At 70.4% G+C, this 17,317-nt stretch carries 15 protein-coding genes; 9 read left to right on the top strand and 6 right to left on the bottom strand.

What is annotated here, in order from left to right:
* Positions 1 to 4: 4 nt before the first annotated feature.
* On the bottom strand, positions 5 to 1,096 hold the full coding sequence (locus tag AB0903_RS13735; RefSeq protein WP_366702270.1) for an NDP-sugar synthase: 1,092 nt from the start codon (positions 1,094 to 1,096) through the stop codon (positions 5 to 7).
* Between the two features lie 93 nt (positions 1,097 to 1,189).
* A complete protein-coding gene (locus tag AB0903_RS13740; protein WP_366702272.1) occupies positions 1,190 to 2,650 on the bottom strand; it encodes an N-acetylmuramoyl-L-alanine amidase in 1,461 nt (486 codons plus the stop codon).
* Positions 2,651 to 2,788: 138 nt separating this feature from the next.
* Here AB0903_RS13740 and AB0903_RS13745 point away from each other — a divergent pair, with 138 nt between their 5' ends.
* The 4 genes from AB0903_RS13745 (at position 2,789) to AB0903_RS13760 (ending at position 9,084) form a co-directional block, all read left to right on the top strand.
* Positions 2,789 to 3,541 carry a TIGR03089 family protein gene (locus tag AB0903_RS13745; protein WP_366702274.1) on the top strand — a complete coding sequence of 251 codons (753 nt, stop codon included), beginning with the start codon at positions 2,789 to 2,791 and terminating at the stop codon, positions 3,539 to 3,541.
* Between the two features lie 184 nt (positions 3,542 to 3,725).
* On the top strand, positions 3,726 to 5,327 hold the full coding sequence (locus tag AB0903_RS13750) for an LCP family protein (protein WP_366702276.1): 1,602 nt from the start codon (positions 3,726 to 3,728) through the stop codon (positions 5,325 to 5,327).
* A 221-nt stretch (positions 5,328 to 5,548) separates the two neighbouring features.
* Entirely contained in the window at positions 5,549 to 7,330 is a 1,782-nt protein-coding gene (locus AB0903_RS13755) for an LCP family protein (protein WP_366702278.1), read from the top strand.
* Positions 7,331 to 7,380: 50 nt separating this feature from the next.
* Positions 7,381 to 9,084: an LCP family protein gene (locus tag AB0903_RS13760; protein ID WP_366702280.1), complete on the top strand. Its 1,704-nt coding sequence runs from the start codon at positions 7,381 to 7,383 to the stop codon at positions 9,082 to 9,084.
* A gap of 189 nt (positions 9,085 to 9,273) precedes the next feature.
* Here AB0903_RS13760 and AB0903_RS13765 read toward each other — a convergent pair whose 3' ends face one another.
* Complete coding sequence (locus AB0903_RS13765; RefSeq protein ID WP_366702282.1) at positions 9,274 to 10,287, bottom strand: glycosyltransferase family 2 protein; 1,014 nt, start codon at positions 10,285 to 10,287, stop codon at positions 9,274 to 9,276.
* Between the two features lie 265 nt (positions 10,288 to 10,552).
* On the opposite strand from AB0903_RS13765, the gene AB0903_RS13770 reads away from it, so the two are divergent.
* Entirely contained in the window at positions 10,553 to 11,917 is a 1,365-nt protein-coding gene (locus AB0903_RS13770) for an LCP family protein (RefSeq protein WP_366702284.1), read from the top strand.
* A gap of 181 nt (positions 11,918 to 12,098) precedes the next feature.
* Here AB0903_RS13770 and AB0903_RS13775 read toward each other — a convergent pair whose 3' ends face one another.
* Positions 12,099 to 12,647 (bottom strand): acyl-CoA thioesterase, encoded by a 549-nt coding sequence (locus AB0903_RS13775; RefSeq protein ID WP_366702286.1) that lies wholly within the window; start codon positions 12,645 to 12,647, stop codon positions 12,099 to 12,101.
* A 108-nt stretch (positions 12,648 to 12,755) separates the two neighbouring features.
* Between AB0903_RS13775 and AB0903_RS13780 the strand changes: the two genes are divergently transcribed.
* Positions 12,756 to 14,027, top strand: a complete 1,272-nt coding sequence (locus AB0903_RS13780; RefSeq protein ID WP_366702288.1) for an LCP family protein — start codon at positions 12,756 to 12,758, stop codon at positions 14,025 to 14,027.
* 57 nt (positions 14,028 to 14,084) lie between these two features.
* Here the strand turns inward: AB0903_RS13780 and AB0903_RS13785 are convergent, their stop codons facing one another.
* Together AB0903_RS13785 and AB0903_RS13790 are read right to left on the bottom strand one after the other, a co-directional pair.
* A complete protein-coding gene (locus tag AB0903_RS13785) occupies positions 14,085 to 14,291 on the bottom strand; it encodes a DUF397 domain-containing protein (RefSeq protein WP_366702290.1) in 207 nt (68 codons plus the stop codon).
* Positions 14,288 to 15,136, bottom strand: a complete 849-nt coding sequence (locus AB0903_RS13790; RefSeq protein WP_366702292.1) for a helix-turn-helix transcriptional regulator — start codon at positions 15,134 to 15,136, stop codon at positions 14,288 to 14,290. Before AB0903_RS13790 ends, AB0903_RS13785 begins: the two co-directional genes overlap by 4 nt.
* A gap of 144 nt (positions 15,137 to 15,280) precedes the next feature.
* Between AB0903_RS13790 and AB0903_RS13795 the strand changes: the two genes are divergently transcribed.
* The 3 genes from AB0903_RS13795 to AB0903_RS13805 all read left to right on the top strand — a co-directional run bounded on the left by AB0903_RS13795 (position 15,281) and on the right by AB0903_RS13805 (position 17,317).
* On the top strand, positions 15,281 to 15,712 hold the full coding sequence (locus tag AB0903_RS13795) for an ATP-binding protein (protein ID WP_366702294.1): 432 nt from the start codon (positions 15,281 to 15,283) through the stop codon (positions 15,710 to 15,712).
* A gap of 353 nt (positions 15,713 to 16,065) precedes the next feature.
* Positions 16,066 to 16,944, top strand: a complete 879-nt coding sequence (locus tag AB0903_RS13800) for a helix-turn-helix domain-containing protein (RefSeq protein WP_366702296.1) — start codon at positions 16,066 to 16,068, stop codon at positions 16,942 to 16,944.
* A gap of 46 nt (positions 16,945 to 16,990) precedes the next feature.
* Positions 16,991 to 17,317: a hypothetical protein gene (locus tag AB0903_RS13805; protein ID WP_366702298.1), complete on the top strand. Its 327-nt coding sequence runs from the start codon at positions 16,991 to 16,993 to the stop codon at positions 17,315 to 17,317.

The raw sequence follows: 17,317 nt of genomic DNA on the forward strand, positions 1-17,317 counted from the left end.
CCCCCTACTGGTCGGAGGAGAAGCGGACCGAGCCCGCCGGGAGCACCGCGTCGCACCACACCCGAGCGCCGTCCCGCAGCTCGTTGTCCTCGCCCACGACCGCGCCGTCTCCGACGACCACGCCGGCCAGAACGGTACGCGCCCCGATACGCGCGCCGGCGCCGACGAGTGAGTCGGAGATCACGGCACCGGGCTCGACGACCGCGCCGGCCAGGATCGTGCTGCCGTCGATCCTGGTGTCCGCGCCGATCCGTGCGCCCTCGCAGACGACCGTGCCGCCGGTGAGCTTCGCGCCGGGCGCCACCGTCGCGGAAGGCAGCACCAGCCGGTCGCCGCGCCTGCCGGGCACGGCGGGGGACGGGGCGCGCCCGAGGACCAGGTCGGCGGAGCCGCGTACGAAGGCGTGCGGAGTGCCGAGGTCGAGCCAGTACGTGGAGTCGACCATGCCCTGGAGGTGCGCTCCGGAGCTCAGGAGCTCGGGGAAGGTCTCCCATTCGACGGAGACGGGGCGGCCCGCCGGGATCGTGTCGATGACGGAGCGCCGGAACACATAGGCACCCGCGTTGATCTGGTCGGTCACGATTTCTTCCGGCGTCTGCGGCTTCTCCAGGAAGGCCGTGACGCGTCCGCTCGCGTCCGTCGGCACCAGGCCGAAGGCGCGGGGGTCGTCGACGCGGGTGAGGTGGAGGGAGACGTCGGCGCCGGAGGAACCGTGGGTGTCGACGAGGGCCTCGATGTCGAGTCCGGTGAGGATGTCCCCGTTGAAGACGAGGACCGGGTCGTCGGGGCCGGATCCCAGCCGGGAGGCCACGTTGCGGATGGCCCCGCCGGTGCCGAGCGGCTCCTGCTCCGTCACGTACTCAAGGTGCAGTCCGAGTGACGAGCCGTCGCCGAAGTACGGCTCGAAGACCTCGGCCAGATACGAGGTGGCGAGAACGATGTGCTCGACGCCCGCCGCCCGCGCCCGTGCCAACTGGTGGGTGAGGAAGGGAACTCCGGCCGCCGGGACCATCGGCTTCGGGGTGCGGACGGTGAGCGGACGCAGCCGGGTGCCCTTGCCTCCGACCAGGAGAATCGCTTCTGGGGCCAGGTTCAATGCGTTCTCTGCTCTCTGCTGGGGCCGGGCGCGGTCGTGGTTCGGACCGGCCAGTTTACGAGTCGCACGGATGGCGCCCGGCCCCGTCCCCGGTCAGCGGCCCTGAAGCTTGGCCGAAGCCGTCCTGGCAGATCCGAGCATGCCGTAGAGACGGCTTCCCGGGCAGTCCGTGACGAATCCGTCGCGGTGTCCGGAGATGGCGTTGAGCTTGACATTCACGCCCTTGGCGTACTTGCCGCTGCCGGCCGAGGTGAGCGTCACCGTGCCCTTCGGATTGATGCCGTGAAGCCCCAGCTTCCACGCGGTCAGCTTGGCCACGGCGGTCACCGCCGCCTGCGGCGGATCGGAGGAACTGTACGTGCCGAGCACGGCGATACCGGTGCTGTTCGTGTTGAAACCCAGGGTGTGCGCACCGAGCACCGGCTCGGCCACGCCTCCTGCCCGGCCTTCGTAGATGGTTCCGCACTTGTCGACGGCGAAGTTGTAGCCGATGTCGCGCCAGCCGCTGCTCTTGACGTGGTAGCGGTAGATACTGCGGATAACGGAGGGGGCCTGCGCGCAGGTGTAGTTGTTGCCGGTGGCGCTGTGGTGGACGAACGCGGCCTTGACCGAGGTCGTGTAGACGAACTGCTTCTCCCGCCACGACTCGTCGGCGCCCCACCCCTTGCGGGTGACGATGGCGGGCCTCGGCCCGATGTACGGCTTGGCGCCGGCCTCGAGATCGCCCACGAGCAGATCGCCCGCCGCCGTGGCCTCGGCCTCCGTGTCGGCCAGGTTGAGGGCGGGGATCAGGATGCCCCCCAGCGGGCCGCGGCCTGCGGCGGGATCGGTCCCGGGGCCCGGCGTCTCGGGGTTCTGCGGGGTCTCGGGGTTTTCCGGGTCTTCGGGGTCCTGTGGGCTCTCGGGACCCTGTGGGCTCCCGGGGTTCTGGGTGGCCGGGTCGGCGGTGCCCGCGGCGCCGGTCTGCGTCGTGCCGGTGGACTGCCCGGTGTTCGCCGGGTCGTCGCCGGGGTCGACGAGTTCGAGGCGCAGTCCTTCGGGGAGTCCGCTCGAACTGCCGTCGGCCGCGCGTACACGCACCTCCACACCGTCCGACGGGCCCACCCACAGCGGAGCGGTGGAACCGCGCACCGTACGGGACTCGCTCTCTGCGGTGCCCGGGTCTGCCGCGTGCTCCGCGTTGTGGGTCTCGACCTGCTGCCAGTCGGACCACGCGCCGGAGCCGATGGCCCGGGTACGTACCTCGACGACGCCTTCGAGTTCGGTGAGTGCGTCCTCCCAGACCACGCCGAGGAGGGAGAAGGGGTCGACGTCCTGCTCGGGGAGGCCCTGTTCGCGAAGTCCTTGACCGGTGGTGGTGCCGTGGGAGCGTTCCGAGGCGGTGGGGCCGAGAGGCTCCAGCGGCAGGGACCGGGTCGATCCGGGCACGTCCGGGGCCTGTGCGACGACGGCGGCAGGCAGGGGCGCGGCGAGCGCGCCGGAAGCGAGCGAAAGCGGGATGACGAGCGCGGTCGCGCACGCCACTCCGACGGAAGAAGCCAGATGTCCACGCATGGGAAGGAGCCTGGGTCGGGGCGTCGTACCGCGCTCGTCGGGAAACCTCTGAGAAGCCGGCACCCCATCGGCCCGATGGGACCACACCGTCACCCGAGCGGCCGCTTCGGCCACGGGCGGCGGCGTACGCTTGCGCGGATGAACGCCAGCGACCGTACCCCTGCCGACCTGCTGCGATCCGCGCTCGCCGCGGACCCCGCACGTCCCTTGGTCACCTTCTACGACGATGCCACCGGTGAGCGGGTCGAATTGTCCGTCGCCACCTTCGCCAATTGGGTGGCGAAGACGGCGAACCTGCTCCAGGGCGACCTCTCCGCCGGACCGGGCGACCGGCTGGCACTCCTGCTGCCGGCGCACTGGCAGAGCGCCGTCTGGCTGCTGGCCTGTTCCTCCGTAGGTGTGATCGCGGACGTCGGCGGTGAAGCGGCGCGCGCGGACCTTGTGGTGGCGGGGCCCGGGGAGTTCGAGGCGGGGCTCGCCTGCCGCGGCGAGCGGATCGCCCTGTCCCTGGCGCCGCTGGGCCGCCGCTTCCCCACGCCTCCGTCCGGTTACGCCGACTACGCGGTCGAAGTACCCGGTCAGGGCGACCGGTTCGCCCCGTACGCGCCGGTCGATCCGGACGAGCCCGCGCTGATCGTCGGTGCCGTGGAGCTGACCGGCGCCGAACTGGTGGAGCGGGCGCGGGCGGACGCGGACCGGCTCGGCCTCGGGCCGGGGTCGCGGTTGCTGTCGGGGAAGCCGTACGACTCCTGGGACGGGTTGTCGGCCGGGCTGTTCGCGCCCTTGACCTCCGGCGGCTCCGTCGTGCTGTGCCGGAATCTGGACGAGTTGTCCGAGGACGGACTGGCGAAGCGGGTCGAGAGCGAGCGGGTCACCGACACGGCGGTATGACAAGCGCCGGACCTGCACTCGTGTGGCCCACAACCGGGTCGAGCCCTCCGCTTCCGGCGGCCGGGTGCGGTGGATGATCGGCGACAAGCGTGCTTCAACGCACAACCAAGCGCCGGGCTCAGCCGTCTAGACCAGCGATCGGCGGCCCTGCGTGCCGCCGACGCCATGAAGGATGGACGCACACGTGACGGACAAGGCCGGCACGGGGCCCGCGGGGTCCGCCGCGGCGGACGAGAACGCGAACCCCGAGCACGCGGCCGCCCCCGGAGCCGCAATGGGCACGGGCGGCGCCACTGGCGCGGACGAGGTCGGCACGGCGTCCGCTGTCGCGGACGGCGACGCCACGCCCGCCGACCGGGCCGCGTCCGCGAGCTCCGGAGACGGCCCCGCCGACGCCACTGCCGGCGACACCCCGGGCGGCGCCGCGGCCGGCGGACCCGGAAGGAGCGGCCCCGTCGACGCCACTGCCGGCGGAAGCACTCGGGCCGACGGCGGCCACGGGCCGGGCGACGACGGCCCCGGCGACGGAAGCGGCGCGGACGGCAACGGAGACGACGGCCACGGCCACGGCGCGAGCGGCCCGGACGGCGGCAATGGGAGCGGCCCCGGCGACGGCGGCGACGGCGGCGACGGCGACGCGGGCGGACACGGCGACGGCGACGCCAGGAGCCCACGGCGGCCCCGGCAGTTGATGCGGTGGGCCGCGCTCGGGCTGTCGCTCGTGCTGCTCGCCGCCGCCGGTGCCGGCTGGTGGTTCTACCGCAAGCTCGACGCCAACATCACCACCGACACCACCGCCGCCACCGAACTCAAAACGTACGAGGAGGAGCGCCCCACCCCCGTCGTCACCGGCGCGCAGAACATCCTGCTCCTCGGCTCCGACACCCGCGCGGGCGAGGGCAACGACAAGTACGGCCGCGACGAGGGCGGCGGTGGCAGCCAGCGTTCCGACACCACGATCCTGTTGCACATCGCGGCCGACCGTAAGAGCGCCACGGCCATGTCGATCCCGCGTGACCTCGTGGTGACGATCCCGAGCTGCGGCAAAGGCGACGGCGAGCGTACGAAGGAGCAGGTCGCACAGTTCAACTGGGCCTTCCAGTTCGGCGGGGCGGCCTGCACGATCCGTACCGTCGAGAAGTTCACCGGGATCCGTATCGACCACCACATGGTGATCGACTTCCAGGGCTTCAAGGACATGGTGGACGCCGTCGACGGTGTCGAGGTGTGTCTCGAACAGCCGATCGACGACAAGGACGCGCGCCTGAAGCTGCCGGCCGGGCGCCAGACGCTCGACGGCGAGCAGGCCCTCGGCTTCGTACGGGCGCGCAAGACGCTGGGCGACGGCAGCGACACCGAGCGGATGGAGCGCCAGCAGCAGTTCCTGGGCGCACTGGTGAAGAAGGTGCAGAGCAACGGCGTACTGCTCAATCCGACGCGGCTCTATCCGGTGCTCGACGCGGCGACCAAGTCGATCACCACCGATCCCGGTCTGGACTCGCTCAGGGACCTGTATGACCTGACCCGATCGATTCGCAGCATTCCGACGGAAAAGGTCCAGTTTCTCACCGTTCCCCGACAGCCCCACTCCTCGAACCCCAACCGGGACGAACTTGTCCAGCCCGAAGCCGGCCGACTTTTCGAGAGTCTGCGCGAGGACGACCCCGTCACCGTCGTGCCGAACGGCGAGGAGGCCACCGTGGAGTCGGATGCCGAGGGGACCGCTGAGCCGAGTCCGACGCCCACATTTCCCGGCACCAATGCCGCCCAAGGGATGTGCGAGTAAAGCGATGGCCAAACGGAAGCGGAGAGTATCGACGGAATGGGCGTATTGCCCAGTTATAAGGAGCGTGGAATTTGTCACGGGCGTCGCTCGGCGCTCAACTGGGCGGATAGTGTGACGCGATCCGGTGCTTCCGACCCTGAGTCGCGCACTGCTGGATCGAAGGACCGAGCGCCTGACGGGGGAGGCGCCTCGCGTGGCACCGACGGAGGACTCAAGCAACCGTGGATGCGCAAAGCCGTGGGCAGGCGGACGAGATCGACCCCGCCGACCAGTGGGTACTCAACCCGCAGACCGGTAACTACGAGCTGCGACTGAACCAATCCGCACCGCAGTCGATCCCCTCGGCCAGAGGTCCCCGGTCCACAGAAGCGGGCCCCGGCGGAGCCGGAGGGACCGACAGCGCTCACGCCGCCACGCAGCAGACGACGGCCGGAACCGGTACCCGGCGCCGTACGGCGCCCCCCGGCACCGAGGTACCCCGCCAGCGCAGCCGCCGTGCCGGTGGCGGCTCCGGTGGCCGGGCGGCGCAGCAGCAGGCGGGCCGGCGCAAGCGCAAGCAGGCGAAGCCGCGCAAGAAGAAGGTGCTGCTGTGGACGGGCGGCACCGTCGCGCTCGTGATGGTCGGCACCGCGGCCGCCGGCTATCTCTACCTGGAGCACCTGAACTCGAACATCACGTCCGTCTCGGACGACGGTGCGGGCACCGGCGGCTTCAGCAAGGACCGGGCGATCAACATCCTGCTGATCGGCACCGACAAACGGACCGGCGCCGGCAACGAGGGCTACGGCGACAAGGACAGCCCCGGCCACGCCGACACCACGGTCCTGCTGCACGTGTCCAAGGACCGCACCAACGCGACGGCGTTGAGCATCCCGCGCGACCTGATCACCGACATCCCCGATTGCCCGACCACCCAGGAGGACGGCACCACCAAGGTCATCCCGGGCCAGCGCAACGTGCGCTTCAACATCAGCCTCGGCCAGTCGGGCCGCACGCCGAGCTGCACCATGCGCACCGTCACCGACATCACCGGCATCCAGCCGGACCACTTCATGGTGGCCGACTTCAACGCGGTCAAGACACTGAGCTCGGCGGTCGGCGGTGTTCCCATCTGCCTGGCGAAGGACGTCGACGACCCGGATTCGCATCTGAAGCTGCCGGCGGGCGAGCACGAGATAAAGGGCGAGGAGGCCCTCGCCTTCGTGCGGACGCGGCATTCGTTCGGCAACCAGGGCGACCTCGACCGCATCAAGATCCAGCAGCAGTTCCTCAGTTCGCTGATGCGCAAGCTGAAGTCGAACGACACCCTCACCAGCCCCACGAAGCTGGTGAAGCTGGCGGAGGCCGGAACCAAGGCGCTGACCGTCGACTCCAAGATCGACGACGTCTTCAAGCTCCGCGACCTCGGTCTGGAGCTGGGCAAGTTCGACATGAAGAACCTGACCTTCGCCACCGTGCCGGTCGTCGACAACCCGGCGGAGAAGGTCAAGGCGACGGTCGTGCTCAGCGAGGCCAAGGCGGAGCAACTCTTCGCGATGGTCCGCGAGGACGTCTCTCTCACCGAGGTCGAGGAGAAGAAGAAGGACGCCAAGAACAAGCAGAACGCCCTTCTCGAGGGCACCAGGGCCGAGGCAGCCGACGTCCGCGTCGACGTCCTCAACGGCGGCGGACCGACGGGCGCCGCACAGAAGACCCTCGACTGGCTGCAGAACACCGAGGGCGTGCTGAAGTCCGCCAACAAGGGCAACGCGACGGCGGACGTCACCAGGACGACGCTGGAGTACGCGCCGAACCAGGCCGACCAGGCCCGCAAGGTCGCGGACCTGATGGGCCTGCCGGCTGCCGCGCTGAAGCCCGGCACGGTGGACGCGGAGGGCCTGGAGGCGATGACGCTGACGATCGGGCCCGACTTCAAGGGCGCAGGGGTGCCCATCACGGGTCCGGCGAAGCTGCCGGACGACGTGGCGCGAGTAGAAGCAGACAAGAAGATCTGCGCCGAGTGATGTCGCAGGGGCGGCTCATGGCGCGGGCCTGAACACAGGGGGAACCAGGGGTGGGACGGAACAGCGTGCGTGGGGAGGGGATCCGGGAGCACGCGGCGGAACCCGGCGGTCCCGACCGGGACGGCGGACCGTACGGAGAGGGGACCGGTCGTGTTCCCAGGAGCCGTACGGCTCCGGACGACGAGCGGGTGGCGCGCCGTGCGTCGGGCGTCGGCGGCGGCGGTCACCAGCGCGGCGGTTCCCGGCGGCGCGCGAAGCGCGGCAAGCGCCGGATACTCCGCGGCATCGCGATCACGGTGTCGGTGGTGGTGCTCGGCACGGCCGGGGCCGGGTATCTGTATTACGAGCACCTGAACAGCAAGCTCAAGAAGGACGACCTCACACTCGGCAACGCGATGCCCGACCACAAGGCGAACGCCGCCGGGCAGACACCGCTGAACATCCTGCTGATCGGCTCCGACGCCCGGGACTCCAAAGCGAACCAGAAGCTCGGTGGCGCCAAGGACACGTTCGGCTCGCCGCCGCTCGCCGACGTCCAGATGCTGGTGCACCTGTCCGCGGACCGCAGCAACATCTCGGTCATCAGCATGCCCCGCGACACGCTGGTGAAGATCCCGGAGTGCACCGACCCGGACGCCCCCGAGAAGACCTCTCCCGCCTCCGAACTCGCGCTGGCCAACGAGTCGCTGGGCCGCGGCGGGCCGGGATGCACGGTCGCCACCTGGTACGAGCTCACGGGTATCACCATCGACCACTTCATGATGATCGACTTCGCGGGTGTGGTCTCGATGGCCGACGCGATCGGCGGTGTGCCGGTCTGCGTCGAGCAGAACATTCACTCCCGCACCCGCGACGGCAAGGGCTCCGGTCTGAAACTGGAGAAGGGCACGACCTACATCCAGGGTGAACAGGCCCTGGAGTGGCTCCGGACCCGCTACGGATTCGACGACGGCACCGACCTGGCCCGCGCACACGGTCAGCACATGTACATGAACTCGATGGTCCGTGAGCTGCGCAGGAACACCAAGCTCACCGACCCGAACAAGCTGCGCAGGCTCGCCGAGGCCGCCATCGACGCGCTCACCGTCGACAAGGGGATCGACACGGTCAAGGACCTCTTCGACCTGGGCACACAGCTCAAGAGCGTCCCCAATTCGCGTATCACGATGACGACCATGCCGAACGTCTACAGTCAGCGGCCGGGTTTCACGGGCAAGGTGGAGCCCATGCCGGATGACGCCGAGCAGTTGTTCCGTATGGTCCGCGAGGACGTCCCGCTGGACGGAAAGGCGCCGAAGAAGCCCCCGGCCGAGCCCGCCGCGTCCAAGGATCCGGCGGCGGCGCCGGAGGAGATCGCCGTCATGGTGCTGAACGGCACCGGCGGCGACGGACAGTTCGCCGAGCGGGACCGCGCGACGGCCGTCACCGACTTGCTGACCGGCAAGGGCTTCGCCATGGCCAAGGCGGACACCACGCTCGAACCGCAGAAAACGACGGTCGTCCGGTTCTCCAACGCCGAACTGGAGGGCGACGCCCAGGCGATCGCCAAGGCCCTCGGGATTCCGCCGAGTTCCGTGCGGAAGTCCACGGACGCCACCGGTATCCAGCTGATCGTCGGCGCGGACTGGCGCCAGGGCGACACCTATCCGGAGTCGGCCGCCAAGCCGGACAACGAGACCCCGGACACCGCGAACGTCCTGCGGGGCGACGACGAGGACGAGTGCATGCCGGTGCAGCCGGGCTTCACCTGGTAGTCGCACACTCTGGTAGTCGGACGCCCGGGTACTCGCACACTCCGGCGGTCACACACCCCGGTGGTCGGGCCCCGGCTGCGGGAGAGGCCCTTGCAGCAGGAGACCCGGCAGGAGAGACCCGGCAGCAGGGAACGGCGCGGGGCCCGGTCGTCGCGTGCGACCGGGCCCCGCGCCGTGTCCGTACGAGCGTCAGGCCGCGGCCTTGACCGAGGGCCGGCGGCTCGCGATGACCTTCCTCGCCAGCGAGCGGGGGCTCGTGAGGAAGCCGTACCCCCACGACATGTGCATCGTCGCAAGCGCCACCGGGACCTGGAGCCGGGCCTTGAGGGACAGGCCCTTGCCCGCGAGGAGCGAGCCGGCGGTGATCGCCGCGAGGTAGCCGCCGGGGACGACGAACGCCCACGGGGTCAGCGCGACTCCGTTGACGACGCCCGCGGCGATGGCCAGCAAGGCGGTCGGCGGGGCCAGGTAGCGCAGGTTGATCGAGCCCTGGTGGTAGCGGGCGACGACGTGGCGCCAGCGGCCGTAGTCCTTGTACTGCTTGGCGAGCGCCCGCACGGAGGGCCTCGGCCGGTACTGGACCTTCAGCTCCGGCGAGAACCAGATCAGCCCGCCGGCCTCGCGGATGCGGAAGTTCAGCTCCCAGTCCTGGGCGCGGATGAACTCCTCGTTGTACCCGCCCTGCTGTTCCAGCGCCTCGCGGCGGAACACCCCGAGGTAGACGGTCTCGGCAGGACCGGCCTGGCCGCCGGTGTGGAACGCCGCGTTGCCGACGCCGATCTTCGAGGTCATCGCGGCGGCGACCGCGTCCTCCCAGGCGTTCTCGCCCTCGGCGTGCATGATGCCGCCGACGTTCTGCGCACCGGTCTCGTCCAACAGGCGGACCGCGGTCGCGATGTAGTTCGGCGAGAGCATGCCGTGCCCGTCGACGCGCACCACGACGGGGTGGCTCGAAGCCTTGATCGCGGCGTTCAGCGCGGCGGGGGTGCGGCCGGTCGGATTCGGCACGGTGTGGACCCTGGAGTCCTCCCGTACGAGTTCGGCGGCGATCTCGTCGGTGCGGTCCGTGGACGGTCCGAGGGCGATCACCACCTCCATCTCTCCGTCGTACTCCTGCTCGAGGATGTGGCGGACGGAGTTGCGCAGATGCCGCTCCTCGTTGAGGACCGGCATGATCACGGAGACAGCGGGCGTGGCGTTCATCGCCCGCCACGTTACCGCGAACGGGGGACACCGAGGCGCGGCGGCCGGTGCCGCGGATTCTATGGGCCTACGGTGCGGGGAATCCCCTGTCGTCCGCGGAGGTGTCCTCTTGCCCCCACCGCCCCGCCCGCGCCCCCGCCCCCGTCCGGTCCCGCAGCGTGGCGGCACCGGGCGGCCTGCCGCACGGCAGACGGCACGGCGGGCGGGCGGTGGCGGACGGCCGGGACGCCGGGACGGGCGCCCCGCGCGTCCGCGGCGCTGGGGCGTGCGGATCGTGACGTCGCTCTCGGTGCTGGTGCTGGGGGTCGGCGGCATCGGGCACGCCGTGGTCACCGGTCTCGACACCGGGATCGACCGGGTCGACCCGTTCCGTGACATGAAGAACCGCCCGGAGGGCGGCCGCGGCACGAACATCCTCATCGTCGGCACGGACGGCCGGGACAAGATCACCGCGGAGGAGCGGAAGAAGTACCGCCTCGGCGGCGCGCCCTGCAACTGCACGGACACGATCATGCTGGTGCACGTCTCGCAGGACCGGGAGCGGGCCAGCGTCGTCAGTCTCCCCCGGGACAGCTACGCGAAGCTCCCCGCGCACACCGACACCACCACCGGCAAGCGCCACGAGCCGCACCCGGTGAAGCTGAACGCCGCGTACGCGGAGGGCGGTCCCGCCCTGACCGTGCGGACGGTCGAGCACATGACCGAGGTGAAGATCCACCACTATCTCGAGGTGGACTTCACCAGCTTCATGAAGACGGTGGACGTGGTCGGCGGTGTGGAGATCTGCACGGCGCGGCCCATGAAGGACTCGTACACCGGCCTCGACCTGCCGGTCGGCACCCATGAGCTCAACGGCGGCCAGGCGCTGCAGTACGTGCGGTCGCGCCATATCGACGGCGCCGCCGACCTGGGCAGGATGCAGCGCCAGCAGCGCTTCCTCGCGGCTCTCGTCGACCGTGCGACCAGCGGCGGTGTGCTGCTCAACCCGGTGAAGTTCCGGAAGGTCACCTCGACCGTGCTCGGCGCGGTCCGTGCGGACAAAGGATTCGGCACCCGCGAGATGCTCGCTCTCGGCAAGGCCATGAGGAGCTTCTCCCCGGCCTCGTCCGAGTTCACGTCCGTACCGGTCGGTGACGTCAACTTCCATGTCAAGGGCGTCGGTTCCACCGTGAAGTGGGACGACGCCAAGGCGAAGAAGCTCTTCGAGCTGCTGCGCCGGGACAAGCCCCTCGCGCCGCACCGCCCGAAGCGTCCCAAGGCCACCGCCGTCGACGTCGACCCGAAGCAGATCCGGGTGCAGGTCTACAACGGGACGCACGTCACAGGGCTCGGGGACACGGTCGACGAGGCGCTGCACGGCATGGGCTTCGACACCACCCGCGCCCCGCGGAACGGCGGCAGCGGGCAGGTGAAGCGGACCTATGTGATGTACGACCCACGCTGGGACCGCTCGGCGAAGTCGCTCCATGCCGCGCTGCCGGGCTCGGAACTGCGCCCGGTGAAGGACCAGGGCGCCACGCTGAAGGTGATGGCGGGCGAGGACTACAAGGGTGTCGCGGCCGTACGGGCCCGCGAGACGCACCGCGGGGAGTTCGGCGCGGTGACGGGCGACCAGGTCGTCTGCCCCTGAGCGGCGGGCGACCGGGTCCGGGTCCAGGTCGTCTGCCCCTGAGCGGCGGGCGACCGGGTCCGGGTCCAGGTCGTCTGCCCCTGAGCGACGGGCGACCAGGTCCAGGTCCAGGTCGTCCGCCGGTGAGCGACGGGCGACCAGGTCCAGGTTCAGGTCGTCTGCCCCTGACCACCAGGCGGGGTCAGTCCCCCATGCCCTCGGCGGTGCGCTTCTCCCGCAGCTCCCGGATCGCCCGGCGCCTGGCCAGCCGGTGCGTGCGCCGGATCTGCGCCTCCTGGTAACGCCGCTGGTCCCGCTCCGTCTCGGGCAGCACCGGCGGTACGGGACGGGGCTTGCCGTCCGCGTCCACCGCCGCGAAGACGAGGTACGCGCTGCCGACCTGTGTCGCCGGCGTGGACTCGTTCCAACGCTCGGCCAGGACCCGTACACCGACCTCCATCGACGACCGGCCCGTCCAGTTGACCTGTGCCTTCACATGGACCAGGTCGCCCACCCTGACCGGCTCGAGGAACACCATCTCGTCCATCGAGGCGGTGACCGCCGGCCCGCCCGAGTGCCGGCCCGCGACCGCTCCGGCGGCGTCGTCCACCAGTTTCATGATCACGCCGCCGTGCACGGTACCGAGGAGGTTCGTGTCACTGCCGGTCATGATATGGCTCAGGGTGGTACGGGATGCCGAAGTGGGCTTGCCCGGAATTTCATCCGCCGGGCGGGGGGCCTGATCTGTCATACCGTCCACCTTATGCCGGGCCATGAATGCATCAGCTTCGCTACAGCCCTGGTCCGATTCCCCACCCGCCCTGTCTGGGCGGGCCTCCCGACCGGCACACTGTTCGCCATGAATGACTGGCCCGAGGGATGGCCCGCCAACGGCGGCAACGGCGACGCACGCGGCTACGGGCGCGGCAGCGCCGGTGCACAGCCGGAGAGCGCGCGTGTCATGCGCCACGTCCAGCGACCTGCCGCGCCCCCGCACGGCGGTGTCCCCCCGCAGCAGCGCTACGACCAGGGCCAGGGCCATGCGGAGCCCGGGTACGACAGCGGTTACAACACCGGCCAGGTCTACGGCGGCGGTGACCGCGGCCACATCCCTCCGCAGGGCGGTGCCCCCTACCGGCAGCCGGGCCCGGCGCCCGACTGGCGGCGCCGGCTCAAGGTCGGCTCGGTCGTCGTCCTGGTGGCGGTGCTCGGCACGACCATCGGCACGTACTTCTGGGCAGACTCCAAGGTGCGGCGCGAGGTCGACCTCTCCAAGGTCATCGAGCGCCCGGCGGAGGGTGACTGCACCACGTATCTGATCGTCGGCTCGGACAGCCGCGAGGGCCTGTCGGCCGATGACAAGAAGCGCCTGCGCACCGGCTCCGCCGAGGGCAAGCGCACCGACTCCATGATGATCCTCGCCAAGTGCGGCAGCGGGAACACGATGGTGTCGCTCCCACGTGACTCGGACGTCGAGATACCGACGTTCGTCGGATCGGAGTCCGGCAAGACGTTCCAGGGCACCGGCCGCCGGGTCAAGCTCAACGCCGCGTACGCGGAGGACGGTCCGGAGCTACTGGTCCGCACGGTCGAACACAACACGGGCCTGCGCATCGACCACTACGCGGAGATCGGCTTCGCCGGCTTCGCGAACATCGTGGACGCGCTCGGCGGTGTCGAGATGAACATCGAGAAGGGCTTCAAGGACAAGAAGTCCGGCGCCGATTTCAAGGCGGGCAAGCAGACCCTCGACGGCGAGCAGGCGCTGGCCTTCGTCCGTACCCGCTACGCGTTCGCGGGCAGCGACCTGGACCGGACGAAGAACCAGCAGAAGTTCCTCTCGACGCTGGCCAACCAGGCCGCGACCCCGGGCACGATCCTCAACCCGTTCAAGCTGTACCCGACGCTGGGCGCGGGGCTCGACACCCTGATCGTCGACAAGGACATGTCCCTGTGGGACCTGGGGTCGATGTTCTTCGCGATGAAGGGCGTCAGCAGCGGCGACGGCACGTCGATGAACATCCCGATCTCCGGCAGCCGCGGCGGCAACCTCGTCTGGGACAAGGCGAAGGTGCAGCAGCTGGTGAAGCAGATCCAGAACGACGAGAAGGTCACCGTCACGGCCAAGTGACGGACGGACGGACGGCGGTACGCGCGCCCCGGCCTCGCCGGGGCGCGCGTACTCGGGTCAGCTTCCGGACGCGTACGTCACGAAGTCCGTCCACGCGGTGGGCGTGAAGCCGAGCTGGGGGCCGGGCACGGTCTTGGAGTCGCGTACGTGGACCGTGGCGGGGGCCGACGCAACCTCGACGCAATCAGGGCCGTCGTTGCTGCTGTAGCTGCTCTTGACCCAGGTCAGCCCGGAAGGAGATCCGGCTGAGGGCTTGACGTTCATGTCTCTCCCAGAAGTTTCTCGATGAAGGTCCGCGACAGCCGAGGCGTGAGCGCCTGGGCCCGGATCATGCCGTATCGCATCTCAAGGATCTGGACCTCCTTGGGCTCGGTGATCAGACGGCTGGTGAGCTGGACCTCGTTGTGCCCCACAGCCGTGCCGTCGCTCAGCTTAAGCACCCGATGTGAGCCAGCCAGTCCCGCGTGTTCCTCCGTCTCCGTCGGCATGACCTGGATCTCAACGTGCCTCAACGCCCCTAATTCCAGCAGGCGTTCGAGCTGTCGGCGCAACACCATTCTGCCCCCGGTCGGCCGCCTCAGCAGCGCCTCTTCCTGGACGAACGTCAGCAGCGGGGCGGGCTGCCGCTCGAAGACGGACTGCCGGGCCATGCGAGCCGCGACCAGGCGCTCGACCTGGTCCTCGCTGAAGGCAGGCCGCCGCTCCCCGTACAGCGCACGGGCGTACTCCTCCGTCTGCAACAGGCCGTGAATGTTGTCGCTGCCGTACGCGCCCATCTCGACGGCATCCGCCTCCAGCCTCGCCAGGTCCCGGACCTTCTTCGGGTACCTCGCCTCCGCGACGTCCTTCTTCATCGCGGCCAGCTTGCCGCCCGCGCTCAGGACTTCGTCCGCCCTGTCCAGGAACTCCGGCTTGGGGATGCGCTTGCCCGCCTCGACCTTGTAGACCTGGTTCTCGCCGTAACCGATTGCCGCGCCCAGCTCCGCCGCCCGCATGCCCGCCGCTTCGCGCCAAAGCCGGACCTGGCGGCCGACCGCCGCGATCACCGCTCCGGAGTCGTCGTCCTCCAGGGCGATGTCCTGGTCCGGTTCGTCCGTGCCCTCCGTCATACGCAATCCGCCTCCGCCCGTACCTGTACTACGACTTGGCCGACGTCGTATCGGATGGACAGGCCCGTACACCGCGAGGACAGTCACTGTCCGTACACGCGTCGCTCTGTTCAGCGTAAGCGCGAACCGGCCACGCTGAGTCACGTGAATCAGGAAATCACTCGAACCGAACCTTCCGCTCCTGCTCGCCAGTTCACCGTGCTGCTCTCCCCCACCCGCCGGGGTGCCCGGCTGGCGCGGTTGCTGACCACCGCCCAGCTGGGCTCCTGGGGCCTGCCGTCCGAGTCGGCCGCGCAGATCGTCGCCGAGCTGGCGACCAACGCGGCGGTCCACGGGCGTGTTCCGGGCCGGGACTTCCGGCTGGAACTCGCCGTCGAGGCCTGCGGCAAGCGGCTACGCATCGCGGTCAGCGACACCCGTGGCGACCGTCTGCCCCGCGCCTCCACTCATGCCGCCGACGATTCCGAGTGCGGACGCGGTCTGGTGATCGTCGAGGCGCTCGCCGACCGGTGGGGTGTGGCGCTCGGGCCCGTGCCCCGGAAGACCGTCTGGGCCGAGCTGGATCTCGCTCCGTGACTGGTGGGACCGGGTCGCGGGGACACGCGACCCGGCTGTGTGCGACGCGGGTCCGCGCGATGCAAAAGCTTTAAAGAACGCTTGAAAGAAACGGGAGAAACCACCCACCCCACCCGACCCCTCCTCCATCACTCTCCCGGGTGACATTGGCCAATCGGGCTGGCTTTCGGGCCGGTTGGCGGGCATATGCTCGCCGCGACAACACCAGACATGCGACGGCCCCCGGCCGGGACTGCAATCCCGATCGAGGGCCTGACCACGAGGAAGTTCGGAGCTTCCCGATGGATACCCAGCAGGTTAGCGCGCCCTCGCGCGCCTCGTCCCGCGTTCCCGGTCGCGCCACCGCTTTCGGTGTGATCCATGTGAACTCGATCCACACCACACGCTTCACGATCGTCGGCAACCACCTCGCCCAGCACGGGCAGTTGTCGCTCACCGCGATCGGGCTGGCCGTGCACATCCAGTCGCTGCCCGAGGGGGCGAAGGTCGGCATCAAGGTGCTCGCCGACCGCTTCCCGGAGAGCGAGGCCAGGATCGCGGCGGCGCTGCGCGAGCTGGAGGAGCACAGCTACCTGGCGCGCACGCTGGAGCGCCTGCCCGGCGGCAAGCTCGTGACGCGCACGATCTCGTACAACCACCCGGAGGCGGCGGCCGCCACCGCCACTCCAGCTCCAGCTCCAGCTCCGGCTCCGGCGCCGTGCCCGCCTTCCGTACGGGAGGGGGAACCGGAGCCGGCGGCGCCGGGGCCCGCACCCGAACCGGCCCCCGCCCCCGCACCTCCGCCCGCGCGCCCGCCGCTCCCCCAGCCGCAGAGCGCCGACCTGGAGCGCCACCGCGTCGCCGCCGACCTCCTCGCCGGCCTGCGCCGCGACGAGCCCCGGCTGTTCCTCGGCGAGCGGGACGTCCGCCGCCTGGCCCCGGCCGTCGCCGCCTGGCTGGAGCGCGAGGCCACCCCGGACGCCGTCCGCCACGCCCTCACCAGCGACCTCCCCGAACACCTCAAGCAGCCGGCCGGCCTGCTCGCGCACCGCCTCACCGCGCTCCTCCCACCACCGCTCCCCGATCTCCCCGCGCCGGAAGTCATCCACCCCCTCCAGGACTGCCAGGGCACCTGCACACGCGTCTTTCGCGCCCCGGAACCAGGCCTCTGCCGCGACTGCCGCATGGAAGCCCAGACCAAGGCCGACGCCGAAGCCGAACCCTCAGGTGAGCCCCGAACCGAGGTGGCCTGACCGGCCCAGGGCTCCCCACCCCACGCCCGCACACACCGGAGGACCTGTGAACGAAGACATCGAGACCGCCCGCGCGCACCAGCGCACCAAGGTCTACGACGAACTCGCCGACCTCGCCGACCGGCTCCAGTTGCTGGTACGCCTGCCGAAGAGCGTCGACGCGCACGTCGGCTCGGCCCTGCACGCGGTCCGCTTCGCCGTCACCATGCTCTGGCCCACCACCCCGGGCTCTCCACCACCCGGCTACCGCCACGACAGCGAGTACCTGCTCACCCTCGCCGCACAGTGGCGGGAAGCAGCCCTGGAAACCGGCGAGTTCGCCCCCGAACCCCCGCCCCTGCGCCTGGTCGGCGACACCGCCCCACCCGCCTGA

It is taken from the genome of Streptomyces sp. NPDC048389, from assembly GCF_040706335.1.
Taxonomy (GTDB): Bacteria; Actinomycetota; Actinomycetes; order Streptomycetales; family Streptomycetaceae; genus Streptomyces.

Excerpts from the sequence above, each read along its gene's own strand:
- AB0903_RS13740 (WP_366702272.1), bottom strand. The coding sequence starts at position 2,650 with ATGCGTGGACATCTGGCTTCTTCCGTCGGAGTGGCGTGCGCGACCGCG.
- AB0903_RS13745 (WP_366702274.1), top strand. The coding sequence starts at position 2,789 with ATGAACGCCAGCGACCGTACCCCTGCCGACCTGCTGCGATCCGCGCTC.
- AB0903_RS13765 (WP_366702282.1), bottom strand. The coding sequence starts at position 10,287 with ATGAACGCCACGCCCGCTGTCTCCGTGATCATGCCGGTCCTCAACGAG.
- AB0903_RS13775 (WP_366702286.1), bottom strand. The coding sequence starts at position 12,647 with ATGACAGATCAGGCCCCCCGCCCGGCGGATGAAATTCCGGGCAAGCCC.
- AB0903_RS13780 (WP_366702288.1), top strand. The coding sequence starts at position 12,756 with ATGAATGACTGGCCCGAGGGATGGCCCGCCAACGGCGGCAACGGCGAC.
- AB0903_RS13785 (WP_366702290.1), bottom strand. The coding sequence starts at position 14,291 with ATGAACGTCAAGCCCTCAGCCGGATCTCCTTCCGGGCTGACCTGGGTC.
- AB0903_RS13790 (WP_366702292.1), bottom strand. The coding sequence starts at position 15,136 with ATGACGGAGGGCACGGACGAACCGGACCAGGACATCGCCCTGGAGGAC.